Annotated in this window: 19 protein-coding genes; 8 read left to right on the plus strand and 11 right to left on the minus strand. The window is 71.1% G+C overall.

Annotation, left to right across the window (positions count from 1 at the left end; all coding sequences use genetic code 11):
* The first annotated feature begins 551 nt into the window (after positions 1-551).
* Together MQN93_RS35745 and MQN93_RS35750 are read left to right on the plus strand one after the other, a co-directional pair.
* Positions 552-3,002 (plus strand): SpoIIE family protein phosphatase, encoded by a 2,451-nt coding sequence (locus MQN93_RS35745; RefSeq protein ID WP_242712805.1) that lies wholly within the window; start codon positions 552-554, stop codon positions 3,000-3,002.
* Positions 3,003-3,306: 304 nt separating this feature from the next.
* On the plus strand, positions 3,307-4,038 hold the full coding sequence (locus MQN93_RS35750) for a lysophospholipid acyltransferase family protein (RefSeq protein ID WP_016433930.1): 732 nt from the start codon (positions 3,307-3,309) through the stop codon (positions 4,036-4,038).
* A gap of 75 nt (positions 4,039-4,113) precedes the next feature.
* On the opposite strand, the gene MQN93_RS35755 is transcribed toward MQN93_RS35750, so the two are convergent.
* The 8 genes from MQN93_RS35755 to MQN93_RS35790 form a co-directional block, all read right to left on the minus strand.
* A complete protein-coding gene (locus MQN93_RS35755) occupies positions 4,114-5,709 on the minus strand; it encodes an alpha/beta hydrolase (protein WP_242712806.1) in 1,596 nt (531 codons plus the stop codon).
* 138 nt (positions 5,710-5,847) lie between these two features.
* Positions 5,848-6,603, minus strand: coding sequence for an urease accessory protein UreD (locus tag MQN93_RS35760; RefSeq protein ID WP_242712807.1), 756 nt, complete (start codon positions 6,601-6,603; stop codon positions 5,848-5,850).
* Between the two features lie 4 nt (positions 6,604-6,607).
* Positions 6,608-7,288 carry an urease accessory protein UreG gene (ureG, locus tag MQN93_RS35765; protein WP_242712808.1) on the minus strand — a complete coding sequence of 227 codons (681 nt, stop codon included), beginning with the start codon at positions 7,286-7,288 and terminating at the stop codon, positions 6,608-6,610.
* Positions 7,289-7,437: 149 nt separating this feature from the next.
* Positions 7,438-8,112, minus strand: coding sequence for an urease accessory protein UreF (locus MQN93_RS35770; protein WP_242712809.1), 675 nt, complete (start codon positions 8,110-8,112; stop codon positions 7,438-7,440).
* Positions 8,113-8,203: 91 nt separating this feature from the next.
* Entirely contained in the window at positions 8,204-9,925 is a 1,722-nt protein-coding gene (locus MQN93_RS35775) for an urease subunit alpha (protein WP_242712810.1), read from the minus strand.
* Complete coding sequence (locus tag MQN93_RS35780) at positions 9,918-10,229, minus strand: urease subunit beta (RefSeq protein WP_242712811.1); 312 nt, start codon at positions 10,227-10,229, stop codon at positions 9,918-9,920. The genes MQN93_RS35775 and MQN93_RS35780 overlap by 8 nt, the downstream gene beginning before the upstream one ends.
* Positions 10,230-10,238: 9 nt before the next feature.
* Positions 10,239-10,541: an urease subunit gamma gene (locus MQN93_RS35785; RefSeq protein WP_037782101.1), complete on the minus strand. Its 303-nt coding sequence runs from the start codon at positions 10,539-10,541 to the stop codon at positions 10,239-10,241.
* A 111-nt stretch (positions 10,542-10,652) separates the two neighbouring features.
* Positions 10,653-11,291 carry a TetR/AcrR family transcriptional regulator gene (locus MQN93_RS35790; RefSeq protein ID WP_242712812.1) on the minus strand — a complete coding sequence of 213 codons (639 nt, stop codon included), beginning with the start codon at positions 11,289-11,291 and terminating at the stop codon, positions 10,653-10,655.
* A gap of 138 nt (positions 11,292-11,429) precedes the next feature.
* Here MQN93_RS35790 and MQN93_RS35795 point away from each other — a divergent pair, with 138 nt between their 5' ends.
* A complete protein-coding gene (locus MQN93_RS35795; RefSeq protein ID WP_242712813.1) occupies positions 11,430-12,443 on the plus strand; it encodes an ABC transporter permease in 1,014 nt (337 codons plus the stop codon).
* 848 nt (positions 12,444-13,291) lie between these two features.
* On the opposite strand, the gene MQN93_RS35800 is transcribed toward MQN93_RS35795, so the two are convergent.
* Entirely contained in the window at positions 13,292-13,579 is a 288-nt protein-coding gene (locus tag MQN93_RS35800) for a type II toxin-antitoxin system Phd/YefM family antitoxin (protein WP_242712814.1), read from the minus strand.
* Between the two features lie 85 nt (positions 13,580-13,664).
* Between MQN93_RS35800 and MQN93_RS35805 the strand changes: the two genes are divergently transcribed.
* From MQN93_RS35805 to MQN93_RS35815, 3 genes are all read left to right on the plus strand, one after another.
* Positions 13,665-14,300, plus strand: coding sequence for an ATP-dependent Clp protease proteolytic subunit (locus tag MQN93_RS35805; RefSeq protein WP_242712815.1), 636 nt, complete (start codon positions 13,665-13,667; stop codon positions 14,298-14,300).
* A gap of 7 nt (positions 14,301-14,307) precedes the next feature.
* Positions 14,308-14,616, plus strand: a complete 309-nt coding sequence (locus tag MQN93_RS35810; RefSeq protein WP_016433942.1) for a hypothetical protein — start codon at positions 14,308-14,310, stop codon at positions 14,614-14,616.
* A gap of 553 nt (positions 14,617-15,169) precedes the next feature.
* Positions 15,170-15,643 carry a C40 family peptidase gene (locus MQN93_RS35815; RefSeq protein WP_016433943.1) on the plus strand — a complete coding sequence of 158 codons (474 nt, stop codon included), beginning with the start codon at positions 15,170-15,172 and terminating at the stop codon, positions 15,641-15,643.
* Between the two features lie 102 nt (positions 15,644-15,745).
* On the opposite strand, the gene MQN93_RS35820 is transcribed toward MQN93_RS35815, so the two are convergent.
* Positions 15,746-16,204 (minus strand): ATP-binding protein, encoded by a 459-nt coding sequence (locus MQN93_RS35820; protein WP_016433944.1) that lies wholly within the window; start codon positions 16,202-16,204, stop codon positions 15,746-15,748.
* A 213-nt stretch (positions 16,205-16,417) separates the two neighbouring features.
* Here MQN93_RS35820 and MQN93_RS35825 point away from each other — a divergent pair, with 213 nt between their 5' ends.
* Positions 16,418-17,278 (plus strand): helix-turn-helix domain-containing protein, encoded by an 861-nt coding sequence (locus MQN93_RS35825; protein ID WP_016433945.1) that lies wholly within the window; start codon positions 16,418-16,420, stop codon positions 17,276-17,278.
* Positions 17,279-17,287: 9 nt separating this feature from the next.
* Positions 17,288-17,515: a DUF397 domain-containing protein gene (locus MQN93_RS35830; protein ID WP_016433946.1), complete on the plus strand. Its 228-nt coding sequence runs from the start codon at positions 17,288-17,290 to the stop codon at positions 17,513-17,515.
* Between the two features lie 41 nt (positions 17,516-17,556).
* On the opposite strand, the gene MQN93_RS35835 is transcribed toward MQN93_RS35830, so the two are convergent.
* On the minus strand, positions 17,557-18,684 hold the full coding sequence (locus MQN93_RS35835; RefSeq protein ID WP_242712816.1) for an 8-amino-7-oxononanoate synthase: 1,128 nt from the start codon (positions 18,682-18,684) through the stop codon (positions 17,557-17,559).
* Positions 18,685-18,744 lie beyond the last annotated feature (60 nt).

Here is an 18,744-nt window from a genome sequence, read left to right on the forward strand (position 1 = left end):
CCACCCTTCGCCCGCCCCGGAGCTTGCACCGGGCTGACGCACAAGAACGGGCCACCACCCCGCCGGTGGGAGCCGTGGTCCGCGCACCCTCCCCGACGCCTCCACCCAACCGACGCGCAGACAGGTCACCACCCCAGCCCGGGCCGGCAACGGGCCACGCCCCGCGCCCCGGCCCACGCACGGCGGCAGGTCACCACCCCAGCCCGCGGCAGCGTCCCTCCACGCACCCGCCCCTCCCGGGGACCCGCACCCGGCCGGCACACCATGGCGACCCAGCACCCCAGCCGTACCCAGCGACCGTCCCCGTCCCCACCCTCCGAAGCCAGCACCCGGCCAACCCACCGAGGCGACTCAGCACCCCAGCGCCGAAGCCAGCAACCGTCCCCACCCGACTTCCCAAGGCCGGCACCCCGCCAACCCACCAACGCAGCCCAACCCCCACCCCCGAAGCAGCCGCCGCAGGCACCCCCCAGGGTCTGCCCCCAATGCACGAAGTGGTGAAGATTGGGGCAAGAGGTGGTAGACCACTCTCAGCGACAGAGAGGTCGGCCGTGGGCACTCACAAGGAGCAGGACGTCGCCCGGCGGCGGTTCGACGTGGCCGACGCCGTGCCCTTGTTGCTCGACGCGCAGGGTGCGGTGATCAGCTGGACACGCGATGCCCAGCGGTTGCTGCACTACGCCGCCTCCGAGGTGGTGGGCACGAGGGTGACCGCGCTGCTGACCGACGAGGACGCCGCGCGGGTTCCGGAGCTGGCCGAGCGCTGCCGCAGGGACGGCGGCTGGTCGGGGCTGCTGACCGTGCGGCGCAAGGGCGGCGGCCAGGTCAGGGTGATGGCGCGGGTCACTCCGGCTGCGGAGCCGGGCAGCTCCCCCCGCTGGCTGGTGCTGCTGTCCGATATGGCCGGGGCGCCGGGCTGGGACATGAGCCGTGAGGTGCTGGAGCAGATGGTCACCGGCTCCCCCGTCGGCATAGCGATCGTGGACACGACCCTGCGCTGTGTGTGGTCGAACGCCGCGCTGGAGCAGTTCGGCGGCGGCTCGGCCGCCGAGCGCCTCGGGCGGCGGATCGGGGAGATCCAGCCCGGCCTGGACCCCGCGGGCATCGAGACGCAGATGCGGCATGTGCTGGAGACCGGGGAGCCGGTCTTCGGCTACGAGCAGGTCGGCCATGTGCGCTCGGCGCCGCACCGCGAGACCGCGCACATGCTGTCGTTCACCCGGCTCGAGGACGAGCAGGGCCGCCCGATGGGCGTCTACTACACGGTCGTGGACATCACCGAGCGGCACCGCGCGCGGCAGCGCCTCGCCCTGCTCGACCGGGCCGGCGAGCGCATCGGACGTTCGCTCGACATCGTGCAGACCGCGCAGGAACTGGCCGAGGTGGCGGTGCCGGACTGCGCCGACTTCGTCTCCGTGGATCTGCTGGAGTCGGTGCTGCGCGGCGCCGAGCTCCCGCCCGGTCCGCTCAGCTCCACCGAACTCGTGCCGCTGCGCCGGGCCGGGCAGCAGTCGGTGAACCCGGGCGTCCCGGAAGCCGTCGTCCAGGTCGGCGGGGTGGCGAGGTATCTCGCCGGGTCGCCGCCGATCCGCTGCCTGACCACGGGCACCTCCTGGCGCGAGGAGCGTCTCGACCCCCTCGCCACGACGTGGGCCACCGACATGACCGACGACCGCGCGGCGACCTTCCTGGAGCTGGGGCTGCACTCGGTGATGATCGTGCCGATCCGCGCGCGAGGCGTCACGCTGGGCGTCACCACCTTCTTCCGGCGCCGCCGCCAGGAACCGTTCGACGAGGACGATCTGAGCCTGGCCGAGGACCTGGTCTCGCGGGCGGCGGTCTGCGTGGACAACGCCCGCCGCTACACCCGGGAGCGTGATGCCGCACTGGTGCTGCAGCGCAGCCTGCTGCCCCGCAAGCTGCCCGAGCAGAACGCGGTGGACGTGGCCGCCTGCTACCGGCCGGCCGACGAGCTGACCGGTCTCGGCGGCGACTGGTACGACCTCATCCCGCTGTCCGGCGCCCGGGTCGCCCTCGTCGTGGGCGAGGTCCCGGGCCACGGCATCGACGCCGCCGCGGCCATGGGCCGGCTCCGTACCGCCGTACGCACCCTGGCGGCGCTGGACCTGCCGCCGGAGGAGGTGCTCGCGCACCTCGACGACCTGGCGGCGCGGACCAGCCTCGAAGAAGGCGCCACGGAGGACGACGACGTCCAGGTCTCCGGGTCCGCCTGTGTGTACGTCGTCTACGACCCCGTCGACGGCCAGTGCACGATGGCCGCCGCGGGCCACCCCGCCCCCGCCGTCGTCCTTCCCGACGGCTCCGTCAGTTTCGTGGACCTCCCGCAGGGCACGCCGCTCGGCACCGGTGGACCTCCCTTCGAGGCGGTGGAGCTGGCCCTCGCGGAGGGCAGCACCCTCGCCCTGCACACCGACGGGCTGCTGGCCCGCGAGGCCCGCGACTGGGCCGTGGACGCGGACCGCGAACGGCTGCGCCGCGCCCTGGAGCGGGTCGAGCCCTCGCTGGACCTGCGCTGCCGTGCCGTGGTGGACGCACTGGTCCCGGCCCGCCCGCACGACGACGTGGCCCTGCTGATGGCCCGCACCAGGCTCCTCGGCGAGGGTCAGGTCGCGGACTGGGACCTGCCCGCCGATCCGGCCGTGGTCGCCGACGCCCGCAAGGAGGCCGCGCGGCAGCTGGCCGCCTGGGACCTGGACGAACTGGCCTTCACCACCGAGCTCGTGGTGAGCGAGCTGGTCACCAACGCCATCCGGTACGCCTCCGGGCCCATCCGGCTGCGTCTGATCAAGGAGCGGGCGCTGATCTGCGAGGTCTCCGACGGCGGCGCCACCGCCCCTCATCTGCGCCATCCGCGCACCACGGACGAGGGCGGCCGCGGGCTGCTGCTGGTCTCCCAGTTCAGCCGCCGCTGGGGCACCCGCTTCGTACCCGAAGGAAAGGTGATCTGGGCGGAGCAGTCCCTGGAGGAGTCTCCGACCTGACGTCCGAGCCTCCAGGATCCCGAGACCCCGGCGAGCACCGGCTGCTCCGACGTCGCCGCCCTGGCGCGCAAGAGTCCGGCGTCCGCCAGCAGTTGAGCGTGATCGCGCCATGATGTGCCATCGGGTTGCTGTGCGGGGCCGGTGACTGGAGGCTGGTGCGGCAGTCGTCCCCACCCGCGCGACGCGGCGTCCGCCGTGTTCCGGCGAACTGCGCCTGCACTTACACTGGCACCCCCACGACACGCCGGTTGACCTGCTGGAACGAGGCGGCACGGGCGATCCGCCGGAGCGAGGAGCGACCCCTTTGTTCTACTACGTGCTCAAATACGTGTTGTTGGGCCCCCTGCTGAGACTGGTCTTCCGGCCCCGTATCGAGGGCCTGGAGAACGTACCGGCGGAGGGTGCGGCCATCGTCGCCGGAAACCATCTGTCGTTCTCGGACCACTTCCTGATGCCGGCGATCCTCAAACGCCGCATCACCTTCCTCGCGAAGAAGGAGTACTTCACCGGTCCCGGCATCAAGGGCCGTCTGACCGCGGCCTTCTTCCGCAGCGCCGGGCAGATCCCGGTCGACCGCACCGGCAAGGAGGCGGGCCAGGCGGCGATCCGCGAGGGGCTCGGCGTGCTGCGCAAGGACGAGTTGCTCGGCATCTACCCGGAGGGCACCCGCTCGCACGACGGCCGCCTCTACAAGGGCAAGGTCGGGGTCGCGGTGATGGCGCTCAAGGCCCAGGTCCCGGTGATCCCCTGCGCGATGATCGGCACCTTCGAGGCCCAGCCGCCCGGCAAGGTCATCCCGAACGTGCACCCCGTGGTCATCCGCTTCGGCAAGCCCCTGGACTTCTCCCGCTACGCCGGCATGGAGAACGAGAAGGCGATCCTGCGCGCCATCACCGACGAGATCATGTACGCGATCCTGTCGCTGTCCGAGCAGGAGTACGTCGACCAGTACGCGGCGGTCGTCAAGGCCGAGCAGGCCGCGGCGGACGGCACCGCCGAGAAGGAGCGCCGCTTCCGGCGGATGCCGCTGGGATAGGGCCCGTGGACGTGGACATGAGTGAGGGGCGGCCGGATCTCTCCGGGCCGCCCCTCACCGTCGTACGGCCCTCTGTTACGGCTTGGGCGTGGCGTGCGGGGTGCAGGTCACGTCCTTGCCGTCCAGCTTGCCGCTCAGCAGGTAGGCGTCCACCTTCTGGTTGATGCACGGGTTGACCAGACCGGTCACACCGTGCGAGCCCGCGTCCTTCTCGGTGATCAGGCGGGAGCCCTTGAAGCGGTGGTGCAGTTCGACGGCGCCCTCGTACGGAGTGGCGGCGTCACGCGTGGACTGCACGATCAGGACCTGCGGCAGGCCCTTGCCCGTCCTGACGTTCACCGGGGTCTGCTGCTTCACCGGCCAGGTGGCGCACGGCAGGTTCAGCCAGGCGTTGGCCCAGGTCATGAACGGGTAGTTCTTGTTGAGCGCGGTGTTGTCCCGGTCCCACTTCCGCCAACTGGTGGGCCACTTGGCGTCCGTGCACTCGACGGCCGTGTAGACGGCGTTGCCGTTCTCCGCGGAGATGTTGCCCGCGGTGTCCGACAGGTCCGGGGCGGCGGCGTCGACCAACGCCTGGGTGTCGCCGGCGACGTACTTGCTGAAGACCGTCGCGACCGGCACCCACGAGGAGTCGTAGTACGGAGCGCTCTGGAAGAAGCCGATCAGCTCGGCCGGGCCGACGACCCCGCCGATGGGGTTCTTCTTGGCGGTGGCGCGCAGTTCGAGCCACTTGGCCTGCACCGCGGCGCGCGTGGTGCCGAGATGGAAGGCGGCGTCGTTGGCGGCGACCCAGTCCTCCCAGTCCTTCCAGCGGCCCTCGAAGGCGACGTCCTGGTCCAGGTTGGCCTGGTACCAGATCTTCTCCTTGGAGGGGTTGACCACACTGTCCACGATCATCCGGCGCAGATGGCCGGGGAACATGGTGCCGTAGACGGCGCCGATGTAGGTGCCGTAGGAGACGCCCAGGTAGTTGAGCTTCTTCTCGCCGAGCGCGGCACGGATCACGTCCAGGTCGCGCACGGTGTTCGGCGTGGTCATCTGCGAGAGCATCGCCTTGCCGGTGCGCTCGGCGCAGCCGTCGGCGTACTCGCGGGCCAGCTTGCGCTGGGCCAGCTTGTCGGCCTCGCTGTCCGGCACCGGGTCCATCTTCGGCGCCTTGACGTACTCCTGCGGGTCGATGCAGGAGATGGGCGCGGAGTGGCCGACGCCGCGCGGGTCGAAGCCCACGAAGTCGTAGGCCTTGGCCACGTTCGCCCAGACCGGGTTCTTGGTGGTGACCCGGGTCGGGAAGCGCAGTCCGGAACCGCCGGGGCCGCCGGGGTTGTAGACGAGCGAGCCCTGCCGCTCGTCCTTCGTCCCGGTGTTGCCGATGCGGTCGACGGCGAGCTTGATCTGCTTGCCGTACGGCTTGGCGTAGTCCACCGGCACGCTGACCCAGCCGCACTGGATCGGCTTGGCCAGACCCCAGTCGGCGGGGCAGTCCGCCCAGTCGATGCCGGTCTTGGCCGCCCGCTGGGCGGCGATGGCAGCGCCGCGGGCCTCGCGGTCCTGCCCGTGGCGCGAGTCCGCGTTCGCGCTGGCAGTCGGCGCCGCGACGGCGCCGGCTATGAGTGTGGCGGTCACGAGCGCGCCGGCCGAGCCGAGCGCGGTGATCCGCCTGTTCCGTCTCATTCCCCTCAAGTGGGACCCTCCCCCTGCGTCATGTGATGGGTAGGGGGATCCTTTCGGCTGTGAACTGTCTGAGAACAGGGGTCGTTGACCTTCTTTACCAATCCGATAAACGGAGAAAAGCGTCCCGCTGAGCGGAGATCACCCGAGACAGGCCAGTGCCTCGTCCAGTGCACGTCGCAGGCGCAGGCCATCGGCCGCTACGGCACTCACCAGTACGGCGGGCCCCCCGAGAGGCATGATCGCAACCCCCTCGCCCACGGCCCCCGCCACCGCTCCCGCCCCGAACTCCGGCCGCACGACAACGAGTTGCCCCACCGCTCGACACCCGCCCAGCACGGCGGGCCCGTCCCAGCCGCTCGGTGCCCCGGGGCCGCAGGACAGCTCCTGGTCGAGGAGGGTCCGCCCCTCGATGCATACCGTAAGACGGCTGGTCAGGCGACCGGGTTGCTCGTCGGCCCGGCCCAGTACCTGCTCCTCTCGCAGCACGAGGCGGGCGCCCGTACCGAGCACGACCCTGGTCGTGACGTACAGATCGCTGCCCTGCGCGGAGATCAACTGCTCGGGCATCCAGTGCAGTTCGGCCCCGTCGGCGACGTCGAGCCGTACGTCGTAGCGGGCCGCGCCCTTCGACTGCCCGGGCAGCGCGATGGTGGCCGCGGCCGAGCCGACGCGCAGCCGCGCCCCGCTCTCCACCGCGGCCCGCACCGCGAACTCGTCCCCGCCGAGCGGCCCGCTCATCGCCCCCACGAGCATCACCCGGGCCTCGCCACCACTCCCCCGCGTCCGCCGCAGCGCCAGCGGACCCTCACCCTCCAGGACGGGCAGCGCCGTACCACCCCTGCCGTCGGCCCGGGCGACGATCCTCGCGGAGGCCCGCACCCCGCTCACCGTCATGCCGTCACGCCGTCCACGCCGCGAGCTGCGCCCGCACCCACGCGGCGACATCCTGCACACCGCTCCCGGTGCGCAACGACTGGAACACGACGGGCAGTTCGGCCCGCTGTGCCTTGGCGTCGGCGGCCATCCGGTCGAGGTCGGATCCGACGTACGGCGCGAGATCGGTCTTGTTGACGACCAGCAGATCGGCCGTCGTCACCCCGGGCCCGCCCTTGCGCGGAATGTCGTCACCGCCCGCCACGTCGATCACGAAGATCTGGGCGTCGACGAGCCCCTTCGAGAAGGTCGCCGTCAGATTGTCCCCACCGGACTCCACCAGGATCAGATCCAGCGGCCCCACCTCGTCCTCCAGATCCTCCACGGCCTCCAGATTGGCGGAGATGTCGTCCCGGATCGCCGTGTGCGGACACGCCCCCGTCTCCACGGCGGTGATCCGCTCCGGCGGCAACACGGCTTCCCTCAGCAGGAATTCGGCGTCCTCGCAGGTGTAGATGTCGTTGGTGACAACAGCGAGCGACAACTCCTCGCGCAACGCCCGGCACAGCGCGGCAACAGTCGCGGTCTTCCCGGACCCGACCGGCCCCCCGAGCCCGATCCGCAACGCACGCCGCGCCCCATCGGGACGCCGGGCATCGGCACCGAGGGCCGCGGGGGTGGTGTCGTGGGTGTGGTCGAGATGCATGGCAGCAGCTCCCTTCTTTTCAGCCCGTCCGGCGTTTGAGGACGAGGCCGTTCAGGCCGATGGGCGTCCAGGGGGCGGAGCCCCTCGGCGGGGTCGAAGGGGCGGAGCCCCTGGGGACGGGCCGGGTAGGGGCGGCGGGGGCGAACCCCCTACGACGCGAACAACCGCACCCCCCACCCGGCATGCACCTCCGCCCCGATCTCCAACAACGGGGCCGACGCCGCAGGCAAGGCCCCCACCCCCTCGACAACGGCCCCCCGCCCCGCCTCCACCGCCAGATCCGCGACGCGATCCACCTCGGGCGCCAGCCGCGCCAACACCCCGCTCGCATCGAACGGATCAAGACTCAGCAGCCGCACCACTGCACCGGCCGCCCCACTCACACTCTCATACACCGCACAGTGAGCCGCGTCCGACGCCCCCAGCCCGGCGGCCCGCGCCACCACCCCCAACACCACCGGCTGATGCGCCCCCTTGGGGAACTCCCGCGCCACGGCATCGAGTTCCTGCGACGGCCAGGCCGCCCGCGCGGCCCGCATCAGCTGCCGCCCCAGCTTGCGCGCGGCAACCCGCAGCGCGGGCGAGGGCGTCCGGGCATCCGCGGCCGCGTCCAACTCCCGCACCGGCACACGGAGTACGGCGGCGGCAGCCAGCGACGCGGCGACCAGCCCGGCCGTGTGCAGCCGCCCCCGGCAGAACTCCTCCAGGTCGGCGGCCCCGGTGATCCGCCCGGCCTTCACCGCCGCCTCGGCCCCACCGGAGTGCGCATGCCCCCCGGCGGGAAACCGTCCGTCGGCCAGCATCAGAAGCGCGGCCCTGGACATGGCATCACCTCACCCTCACGCCGCCGCGGAATCAGAACCGGCACCAGAATCGACATCAGACTCGACACCGGAGTCGGCTTCAGAATCGACATCAGAAGAGGAAGTACCGCTGGGCCATGGGCAGTTCGGCCGCAGGCGTCGCCTCCACCAGCTCCCCGTCGATCTGCACGGCGAAGCTGTCGGGATCGACCCGCACCCGCGGCCGGGCGTCGTTCTCCTTCATGTCCACCTTGGTCACCCCGCGCGTCGACTCGATCGCGACGAACCGCTTGCCGAGCGAGAGCCGCTCGGGCAGCCCGTCCTCGATCGCCAGCGGCGCAACGAAGTTGACGGAGTTCGTGGCGGGCGCCCGCCCGATCGCCCCGTACATGGGCCGGGGCAGCACCGGCTGCGGGGTGGGGATGGAGGCGTTGGCGTCGCCCATCTGCGCGTAGGCGATCTGCCCGCCCTTGAGGACGAGTTGGGGCTTGACGCCGAAGAACGCCGGTTCCCACAGCACGAGGTCGGCGAGCTTGCCCGTCTCAACCGATCCGATCTCCTGGGCGAGTCCCTGTGCGAGCGCGGGGTTGATCGTGTACTTGGCGACGTAGCGCCGCACCCGCCGGTTGTCCGCCCGCCCGTCGCCCGGCAGCGCGCCCCTGCGCCGCTTCATCACATGGGCCGTCTGCCAGGTGCGCAGCACGACCTCGCCGACCCGGCCCATGGCCTGCGAGTCGGAGGAGATGATCGAGATGGCGCCCAGGTCGTGCAGGATGTCCTCCGCGCCGATGGTGGACGGCCGGATCCGCGACTCGGCGAAGGCCAGGTCCTCCGGCACGGCGGGGTTGAGGTGGTGGCACACCATCAGCATGTCGAGGTGTTCCTCGGCGGTGTTGACGGTGAACGGCCGGGTCGGGTTGGTCGAGCTCGGCAGCACGTGCGGCTCGCTGACGACGGTCATGATGTCCGGCGCGTGCCCGCCGCCCGCGCCCTCGGTGTGGTAGGCGTGGATGCCGCGTCCGGCGATCGCGGCGAGGGTGTCGCCGACGAACCCGGCCTCGTTCAACGTGTCCGTGTGGATGGCCACTTGGATGCCTGTCTGATCCGCCACGGTCAGCGACGCGTCGATGACCGCTGGCGTCGAGCCCCAGTCCTCGTGCAGCTTCAGGCCCAGGGCGCCGCCGCGGATCTGCGACAGCATCGCCTCGTGCGACACGGTGTTGCCCTTGCCTAGGAGGCCGATGTTGAGCGGGTACTGCTCCATCGCCTCCAGCATCCGCGCGAGGTGCCACGGTCCGGGCGTGACCGTGGTCGCCTTGGAGCCCTCCGCCGGTCCGGTGCCGCCGCCCACCAGTGTGGTGATGCCCGCGGACAGCGCCTCGTCGGCGATCTGCGGGCAGATGAAGTGGACGTGCGCGTCGATGGCCCCGGCGGTCAGGATCCGGCCGTTGCCGGCGATGACCTCGGTCTCGGGGCCGATCACCAGGTCGGGGTGCACGCCGTCCATGGTGTCGGGGTTGCCCGCCTTGCCGATGCCGGTGATCCGGCCGTCGCGCAGCCCTACGTCGGCCTTGACGATCCCCCAGTGGTCGACGATCACCGCACCGGTGATGACGGTGTCCGGGGTGCCGTCCGCGCGTGTGGCGCGCGACTGGCCCATGGACTCGCGGATCACCTTGCCGCCGCCGAACACCGCCTCGTCGCCCGCGAGTCCGGGCCCGCCGCAGCGGTCCTCCTCGATCTCGATCAGCAGGTCGGTGTCGGCGAGGCGGATGCGGTCACCCGTGGTGGGGCCGAACAGGTCGGCGTACGCGGCCCGTGAGATCTCAGGCATCGAGGGCACCTCCGGTCTCCCCGCGCAGCCCGTGCACCACGCGTGCGCCGACGATCGGGACGAGCGCCACCTCGACGGGGATGCCGGGCTCGAAGCGCACGGCCGTACCGGCAGGGATGTCGAGGCGCTTGCCGCGCGCGGCGGCACGGTCGAAGTCCAGCCCGGGGTTGGCCTCGGCGAAGTGGTAGTGGGAGCCGACCTGGACGGGCCGGTCGGCGGCGTTGAGGACGGTCAGCCGGGTGACCTCGCGGCCCTCGTTGTATGCGACGGGCTCGTCCGCGAACAGGATCTCGCCGGGAATCATCGCGGCACCTCAGACGATCGGGTCGTGGACGGTGACGAGCTTGGTGCCGTCCGGGAAGGTCGCCTCCACCTGTACGTCGTGGATCATCTCGGGGATGCCCTCCATGACGTCGTCGCGGGTGAGCAACTTCCGCCCGGACGCCATGAGTTCGGCGACCGTACGGCCGTCACGGGCGCCTTCGAGGATGTGCGAGGTGATCAGCGCGACCGCTTCGGGGTGGTTGAGCCTCAGCCCGCGGGCGCGGCGCTTCTCGGCGACGTCGGCCGCGACATGGATCAGCAGCCTCTCCTGTTCGTGCGGGGTCAGTTGCACGTCCCACCTCACCGTCCTCATCCGGACCGTGCGGGGTCCGGTCGCCTCGGCCACGGGGCAAAGTCCCTGATGGCGTGGATCGGAGGCTAGTTGGACCGGGTTTCGGTCACGTTAACCGAGGGGTGATCGAGCGGGCTCGCCCTGGGCGCTCATCAGCCCCCGCAGTCCGTCCTCGAGGACCTCGACCGGTGCGGGGCCGAACAGGGCCTGCTGTGCGAGGAAGCCCATCGCGGCGGCCATCATCGTGCGCGCCACATGGTCCGCGTTCACGTCGGACCGCATCATTCCGGCGTCCTGGTACGCCTCGACGATGCGCCCCCAGGTCTCCTGCACGGCGCCGTAGCCCTGCTTCAGGATGGTCGCGAGCTCCTCGTTGCGCAGGACCTCCGTCCACACCTGGATGATCAGGCGCGGGAACGCGGGCCGACCGTCGACGGTCACGGAGGCCTTGGTCGCGAGGACGCGGCTGAGGACCGAGGCCACCAGGGTGTCGGGCGGCGGGGGCGGGGTGCTGCGCGCCCCTTCCTCGAAGCCCTCGTGCACCTGGTCGAGCACCTCCGCGACGATCGCGGCGATGAGTGCCTCCTTGCCGCTGAAGTAGCGGTACACGGCCCCGGCCGAGAGGTCGACCTCCTTCAGCACGTCCTGCATGGACGTGGCGTGGAAGCCGTTGCGGGCGAAGCACACGGCGGCGCCGTCGAGGATCTGCCGGCGGCGGGCGTCGAGGTGTTCCTGGGATACGCGGGCCATGGTCCCCAAGCTAAAACGAACATTCCTTCTTGACAAGGCCCCGGATCCGCAGGACGGTGGTGGCATCACAAAAACGAACGATCCTTCTTTTTGAGCTCCGCCACGGGAGCCGCGCCACGAGACACGAGAGAGGAACCCATGTCCCCCGCATCCGCTACCCCCGCAAGGGCCCACGCCCGCCGGCTGATCGTGGTCCTGGTCCTGATCCCCGCCATCGCCGCCCTCGCCCTGTGGGCCTTCGCCTGGCCCGCCGCCCGCACCGCGCCCCGCGACCTGCCGCTCGGGGTGGCCGGACCCGCCGCCGCCACGGCACCGGTGGAGAAGCAACTAACGCAGCACAAGGGCGCGTTCGAGATCCACCACTACGCCGACGAGGCGGCCGCCCGGGGCGCCGTGGAGGACCGGACCGTATACGGCGCGGTCGTGGTGACCCCCCACGGCCCGAAGCTGCTGACCGCGTCGGCCGCGGGCCCGGTGGTGGCGCAGCTGCTCCAGCAGGCGGTGTCCGAGCAGGCTGCGGCCACCGGCACGCAGGTGCAGACCGACGATGTGGTGGCCGCTCCCGCGAACGACCCCCGCGGCGCCGCGCTGAACGCCAGTGTTCTGCCGCTCGCCCTTGCCGGGATCGCGGCGGGCTCGGTGATCACTCTGATCGGGCTGCGGGGCGTACGTGCGGTGATCGCGCTGCTGGGGTCCGCCGCCCTGGTCGGTGCGGCCGCCGCGGGCATCACGGACAGCTGGCTCGGGGTGCTCACCGGGGACTGGTGGGCGGAGGCCGGCGTGCTCGGCCTTGCGACCCTGGCCGTGAGCGGTGCGGTCGCCGGCCTCGGGGCCCTCGTCGGCCCCGCCGGCATCGGGATCGCCTCGGGCCTGGTGATGCTGTTCGGCAACCCGTTCTCCGGCGCCCCCTCGGCCCCGCAGATGCTGCCCGAGCCGGTCGGCACGATCGGCCAGTGGCTCCCGCCGGGCGCGGGCACGACACTGCTCCGCTCGGTCTCCTTCTTCGACGGCGCCGCCGCGACCGGCCCCGCCCTGACCCTCACCTGGTGGGCCGTCCTCGGCCTGGGCGCCGTACTCCTCGGCAACGCCCTGAAGGGCCGTCCAAAGACCGCCCACCCCACCCCCGAACGAGAACTCACCCCCGCCACCTGACCACCCCCACCCCAAGCCGACCGTGCATCCCCGCTGTAGCGGACGGGGGTGCACGGTCCTGCGTCACCGCAGAACACCTCACCCCGACCCCGCAGCTGACGCCCCCCTGAAGGCCAACCACCCGCCGCGCGCCCCGGAGGGCCCGCCCCGGCACACCTCAGGACACGCCCTCCCCCACGCCACAAAGCCGACCAGCCCCAGGACCAGCCGACAGCCGAGAAGGTCGGTCACGCGCCCCGGACGCCACACAGGAGCCCACGGCACAGACACCCGCCCGCCCCCCGATGACATCGCAGGCCCACCCGCCCAGGCACCTCAAACCAGCACTCCCAAGACCAACCGCCCCCTGAAGGCCGTCCCCCGCCGCAGGCCCCGGAGAGGCCCAGCCCGGCGCACCTCAGGACACGCCCTCCCGCACGCCACAAGTCCGACAGCCTCAAGAACAGCCGAAAGGCCCGTCACGCGCCCCGGCCCGCCGCGCAGAAGACCACGACAGAGACGCGCGCCCCGCCCCCCGATGACGCCGCAGCGCCACCCCGCCCAGGCGCCTGAAAACCAGCGCCAGCCTGAAGGCCCGCCACCCGCCGCAGGCCCCGGAGGGGCCCAGCCCGGCGCACCTCAGGGCACGCCCTCCCCCTACGCCACAAAGCCGACCAGCCTCAGGACCAGCCGACAGCCGAAAGACCCGTCAGGCCCCCGGACGCCACACAAGAGCCCACAGCCCAGACGCCCGCCCCCCGACGACACCGCAGCCACCCCGCCCAGCCGCCTCAATCCAGCACCCCCGAGACCAGCCGCCTCCCCGAAGACCAGCCCCCGTCAAAGGCCCCGCCCAGGGCCCCCGCGGGTCAGGACGGATTCGCCCCCCGGTGCTCCGCCGCGATCCCGAAGCGTTGGCGTTCGCGCGGAGCTGAAGTGACCTCGCGGACCGTGGAGACCGCGCTGATCACCTGGTCGTCGGTGGGCTGTTCGAGGCGGTCGAGTTCTTCGAGTCGCTGCAGGTCGGCGGCGGATACAAGGGCGACGAGAGGCTTGCCGTGGCGGGTGACGACGACGCGCTCGCTGCCGTACACCACTCGGTTGATCAGGTCGGCGAGTTCAGCCCTGGCTTGCGTCACCGGAATCTCGTAGGCCATACCCCCATCATAACGTCATGTACGTCCTGTACATTTTTTACAGAGACAGCTCCGCGAGAGACCGCTCTGCGTGAAGGGGTGCGCCATGACCCGACCGTCCGCCCGCTACGTCCTGCCCGAGTTCACCGAACGCACCAGCTTCGGGAACAAGACGATGGATCCGTACTCGAAGCTGCTGGAGGAGCGCATCGTCTTCCTCGGCACACAGATCGACGACACGTCGGCCAACGACGTGATGGCGCAGTTCATGCACCTCGAGTACCAGGACCCGGACCGCGACATCTCGCTCTACATCAACTCCCCCGGCGGCTCCCTCACGGCCATGTCCGCGATCTACGACACCATGCAGTACGTCGGCTGCGACGTGGAGACGATCTGCATGGGACAGGCCGGCGCGTCGGCCGCCGTACTGCTGGCCGCCGGCACCCCGGGCAAGCGGCTCGCGCTCCCGGGCGCACGTGTGCTGATCCATCAGCCCGCGCTGTACGAGCCGGTCGAGGGCCAGGCCAGCGATCTGGCCATCCAGGCCGACGAGTTGACCCGGCAGCGCACCCGCCTCGAGGAGATGCTGGTCCGGCACACGGGCCGCACCCACGAGCAGGTGAGCGCCGACATCGAGCGCGACCACATCCTGGACGCCCAAGGCGCGCTGGAATACGGGCTGGTGGACCGCATCGTCAGCAACCGCAGGTCCACCCTCGCCCCGCCCACCGGGCGGTGAGCGGCCGGTGCTGCCACCCGAACTCCCCCCGCTGCCCGCCCTCACGCGCGCCGAGGGCGAGTTGATCGACTGTTACCTCGACGTGGTCGACCTGCTCGGCCGGATCAACCCGGCGCATCACGGCGACACCTACCGCGGACTGCGCGCCGCCCAGGCGCTGGTGGGCAAGGCGGCGGAGCTGCGCGACGCGCTGGCCACGATGCACCAGCGCGGCGAGACCGAACTGCACGCGCAGACCTTGCGGCGGGCGCTGCGGGTCCTGGACGGCGACCGGCGCACCGCCAGGGTCACCGTGCCGCCGCAGTCCGACAGTTGACGCACGTGCACATGGTCCGGACACCTCGCCGCGGCGGCGAAGCGTCCGGACCCGGGCTCAAACGGACCAAATGACGTACCGCCTTTTGGCGTAGACACGGCTCCTTTTTTCCGGCGGTTCTGGTTGCGCAACACGCGTGGACCGCGGCCGGAATGAGGTGTTCCGCTGCTGGTCCGGGGCTCGTCGGGACCCTCAACGCCCGTTCGAACGCAGGGGTGTCCACCCGAACGGGTGAGTGGTGAGTAACAACACAAACCCCCGTTTCCATTGGGATTTTCGGACTTCGGTAGGTGAAGATCCCTGTCTGACGACAAGCCCCCGCCACAGCGGCGGGGCGGTCCGGGCGGACGCCGAGTCCTGCCGCCGCCCGGATGACCGGTCGACAGGAGTGGATCGGCAGGAGTGGAGGACCCAGGCACGACGGGTCGCCGGGACGGTCACGCCATGACCGCATCGAGCAGCCCTTGGGGTGAAGCCGCAGCAGCGGCCGGGCAACTTCGCCAGCCCGAATCCGACAGGTCATCCTTCACAGGCGGCTGACGAAGGGTTGCGCATGACTGCGCTCAATCGTGTCCCGTCGCTGATGGCCCGGGCCGGTACGGCCTCGGCGCTGACCATCGCCGCAGTGGGCGGCTCCATCGTGGTCCCGGGTGTCGCATCGGACGCCGCGGCTGCCACGCCGGCGACCAAGGCACTCAAGATCGCGGCCTCCAAGAAGGGTTCCCCGTACAAATGGGGCGCCACGGGGCCGCGCAGGTTCGACTGCTCCGGGCTCACGCTGTACTCGTTCAAGAAGGCGGGCAAGAAGCTGCCCCGTACGGCGGCCCAGCAGTACAACAGGAGTCACCACATCTCCGCGAAGAGCCGCAAGGCCGGAGACCTCGTGTTCTTCCACTCGGGCTCCAGCGTCTACCACGTGGGCATCTACGCCGGGAAGGGGAAGATCTGGCACGCCCCCAAGACCGGGGACGTCGTCAAGTTGCAGAAGATCTGGACCAAGAGCGTCTGGTACGGCCGGGTCAGCTGACTCTCCCGCGGGGCGACCGCCGCCTGACAGGCCGTCGCCCCGCGGGCCCCGGCCCGGCGCGCCCCGCCCCTGGACCCGGTGCGGCGCGCCCTTTTTTCGTGCCTACGGCTCCTGCTGGCCTCCCGCGACCACCGGCTCCGCCGGTACGCTCCAGGGAAGTTCGATGGACACCGTCTTGCCGCCCTCCCTGGTGGGCCGCACCCGGAGTCTGCCGCCGCATTCGGCCGCCAGCCAGCGGATGATCACCATGCCCCGGCCGTTGTCCTGCTGGACGGCGGCCGGCAGGCGTTTGGGGAAACGGGGGTGGGAGTCCGTGACGCCGATGCGCAGTTGTTCGTCACGGTCGAGCTCGATGTCCACCGTGAAGGTGGGTGACTGCCCGAAGGTGTGCTGTACGGCGTTGGTGGCGAGTTCGGACACGATGAGCCGGATGGTCTCGGCGGTTTCCGTGCCCGGCGGAAGCCCCCACTCGGCCAGCGTCTCGACCACGTAGCCTCGGGCCGCCGATACCGAGGCCGGTTCGCTCGGCAGAGTGACGGATGCTTCCAGATGGTCTGCCATGGCGCGGTCGTCCCTTTCCCACGGGACCGGGGTCCGACACGGAGTGGATTGTTCGAGTACGGTCCCGGACTGGTGCTTCGTCGCCAGACTGCCATTACTGCGCCCGTCACGGGTGGCGATCCACCAAGATATGCATATATCTGTCGCTCGATGCGGTGAACTCTACGACGGGAGACCGTATTTGGGTGGCTCGGAAGGAGTAAGGAGTAGCGCATGCAGCACGGTCCCGCGGTGCGTCGCCGGAAGCTGGGCGCCGAACTGCGTTCGTTGCGCACGAGCGCGGGGCTCACGAGTGGTGAGGCGGCCCGGCTGGTGGGCTGGCACCAGTCGAAGGTGAGCCGGATCGAGACGGGCGCCAGCGGGGTCAAACCGGCCGACGTGCGGTTACTCCTCGACGCGTACGCCGTGGCCGACGCCCAACTGCGGGAGTTGCTCATGGTGTTGGCCGGATCGGACGACGGCAACGGCCGGCACCACTGGTGGCACGCCTATCGCGGGGTACTGCCGCCGACCTACCGCGATTTCATCAGTCTCGAGTCCCAGGCGAGCGCGATGAGCACGCTGGAGACGTCCGTCGTGCCCGGACTGCTGCAGACGCCCGAGTACGCAACGGCGGTGACCCGGGCCGCGGTCGGCGGACTGGACGACGACCGGCTGGACGCCCTGGTCGAGGTGCGCCTGGCCCGGCAGGACGTACTGCGCTCGGATCCGCCGCTGGAGCTCAGCGCGGTGCTGGACGAGGCGGTACTGCACCGGGAGGTCGGCGGCCCCGACGTCATGGCGCGTCAGCTGGAGCGACTCGTGGAGGCGGCGCAGCTGCCCCAAGTACGGCTGCAGGTACTGCCGTTCGCCGCCGGTGCACATGTCGGTGTCACAGGCCCTTTCGTAATTTTCTCGTTTGCGAGCACTTCTGATCTGGACGTGGTTGTTCTCGACCACTTGACGAGTAGCCTCTATCTGGAACGGAAAGAAGACCTCCAGGCCTATACCGAGGCCTTCAACGCCCTTCAGTACCACGCCCTTTCACCCGAGGACTCGTTGGAATACATCGCCGGGATAGGTGACGGCGCGTAAGGAGGCACCATGTCCGTACTGCCTCGGAACGTTCCTTCCAGTATCGATCTGCCCGCCGTGCGGTGGCTGCGCAGCAGCTACAGCACGGGAGCCAACAACTGCGTAGAGACGACTGTGCCGCGCTCAGGTCCATGGGCCGGACTGCTCGCCGTGCGCGACTCCAAGGACCCGGCCGGGCCCGCCCTGTTCTTCTCCCCCGGGAGCTGGACGGACTTCACGGCCGCGTTGACGACCTGATCAGTCCTGCATCGTGCGGCGCACGGCCGTGTCACGCCGACTCATGGTCGCGTCTCGCCGATCAGCAGGACAGCGCGTTCGATCTCTGCCCCGGTCAGGTCCGCACGGGCGGTCAGTCTCAGCCGTGAGATGCCGTCGGGCACGGAAGGGGGACGGAAGCAGCCCACGGCCAGGCCTGCCGTACGGCAGTGGGCCGCCCATGTGACGGCCTGTTCCGGGGACGGAGCGCGCACCGACACCACCGCGGCGTCCGGGCGTACCGCCTGATGACCCGCGGCGGTCAGCCGTGCGTACAGGTCGGTGGCCACCGTGCGCGCCCGTGCCGCCCGCTGCGGTTCGCGGCGCAGCAGCCTGAGCGCCGCCAGGGCCGCCCCCGCCGCGGCGGGGGCGAGTCCCGTGTCGAAGATGAACGTCCGCGCGGCGTTGACCAGATGGTCGATGACCCGGGCCGGGCCGAGGACGGCCCCGCCCTGGCTGCCGAGCGACTTGGACAGCGTCACGGTCACGACGAGATCGTCGGCGCCCGCGAGGCCCGCCGCCTGCGCGGCACCGCGGCCGCCGTCGCCGAGGACGCCGAGGCCGTGGGCGTCGTCGACCAGCAGTCCCGCGCCGCGCTCCCGGCAGGCGGCGGCGAGTTCGGCCAGCGGGGCCGCGTCGCCGTCGACCGAGAAGACCGTGTCCGACACCACCACCGCCGGGCCCTCGTGCGTGCGCAGCGCCTTGCGCACGGCCTCCGGGTCGGCGTGTCCGACCACCTGCCGTGCGCCCCGGGCCAGTCGGCAGCCGTCGATCAGCGAGGCGTGGTTGCCCGCGTCCGAGACGATCAGCGAGCCGTGCGGGCCGAGCGTGGCGACCGCGGCGAGGTTGGCTGCGTAGCCGGAGGAGAAGACCAGGGCCGCCTCGAAGCCGCAGAAGTCGGCCAGCTCGCGCTCCAGCTCGGCGTGCAGCTCGGTCGTTCCGGTGACGAGCCGGGAGCCGGTCGCACCGCCGCCCCAGGTCCGCGCCGCCCGTGCCGCACCCTCGGTGACCTCCGGGTGACGGGCCAGACCCAGGTAGTCGTTGCTCGCCAGATCGAGCAGCGGGGAGTCTGCCGGGCGCGGCCGCAGCGTCCGGACCAGATTGGCTCGGCGGCGCAGCTCGGCCTGTTCGTCGATCCAGCCGAACGCCATGACTCCTCCGGGGCTTTTGTAGGCAGTGGACAGACACTAGCCGCACGGGCCGCATCCCAT

The organism is Streptomyces spinosisporus, from assembly GCF_022698145.1.
GTDB classification, from domain to species: Bacteria; Actinomycetota; Actinomycetes; order Streptomycetales; family Streptomycetaceae; genus Streptomyces; species Streptomyces spinosisporus.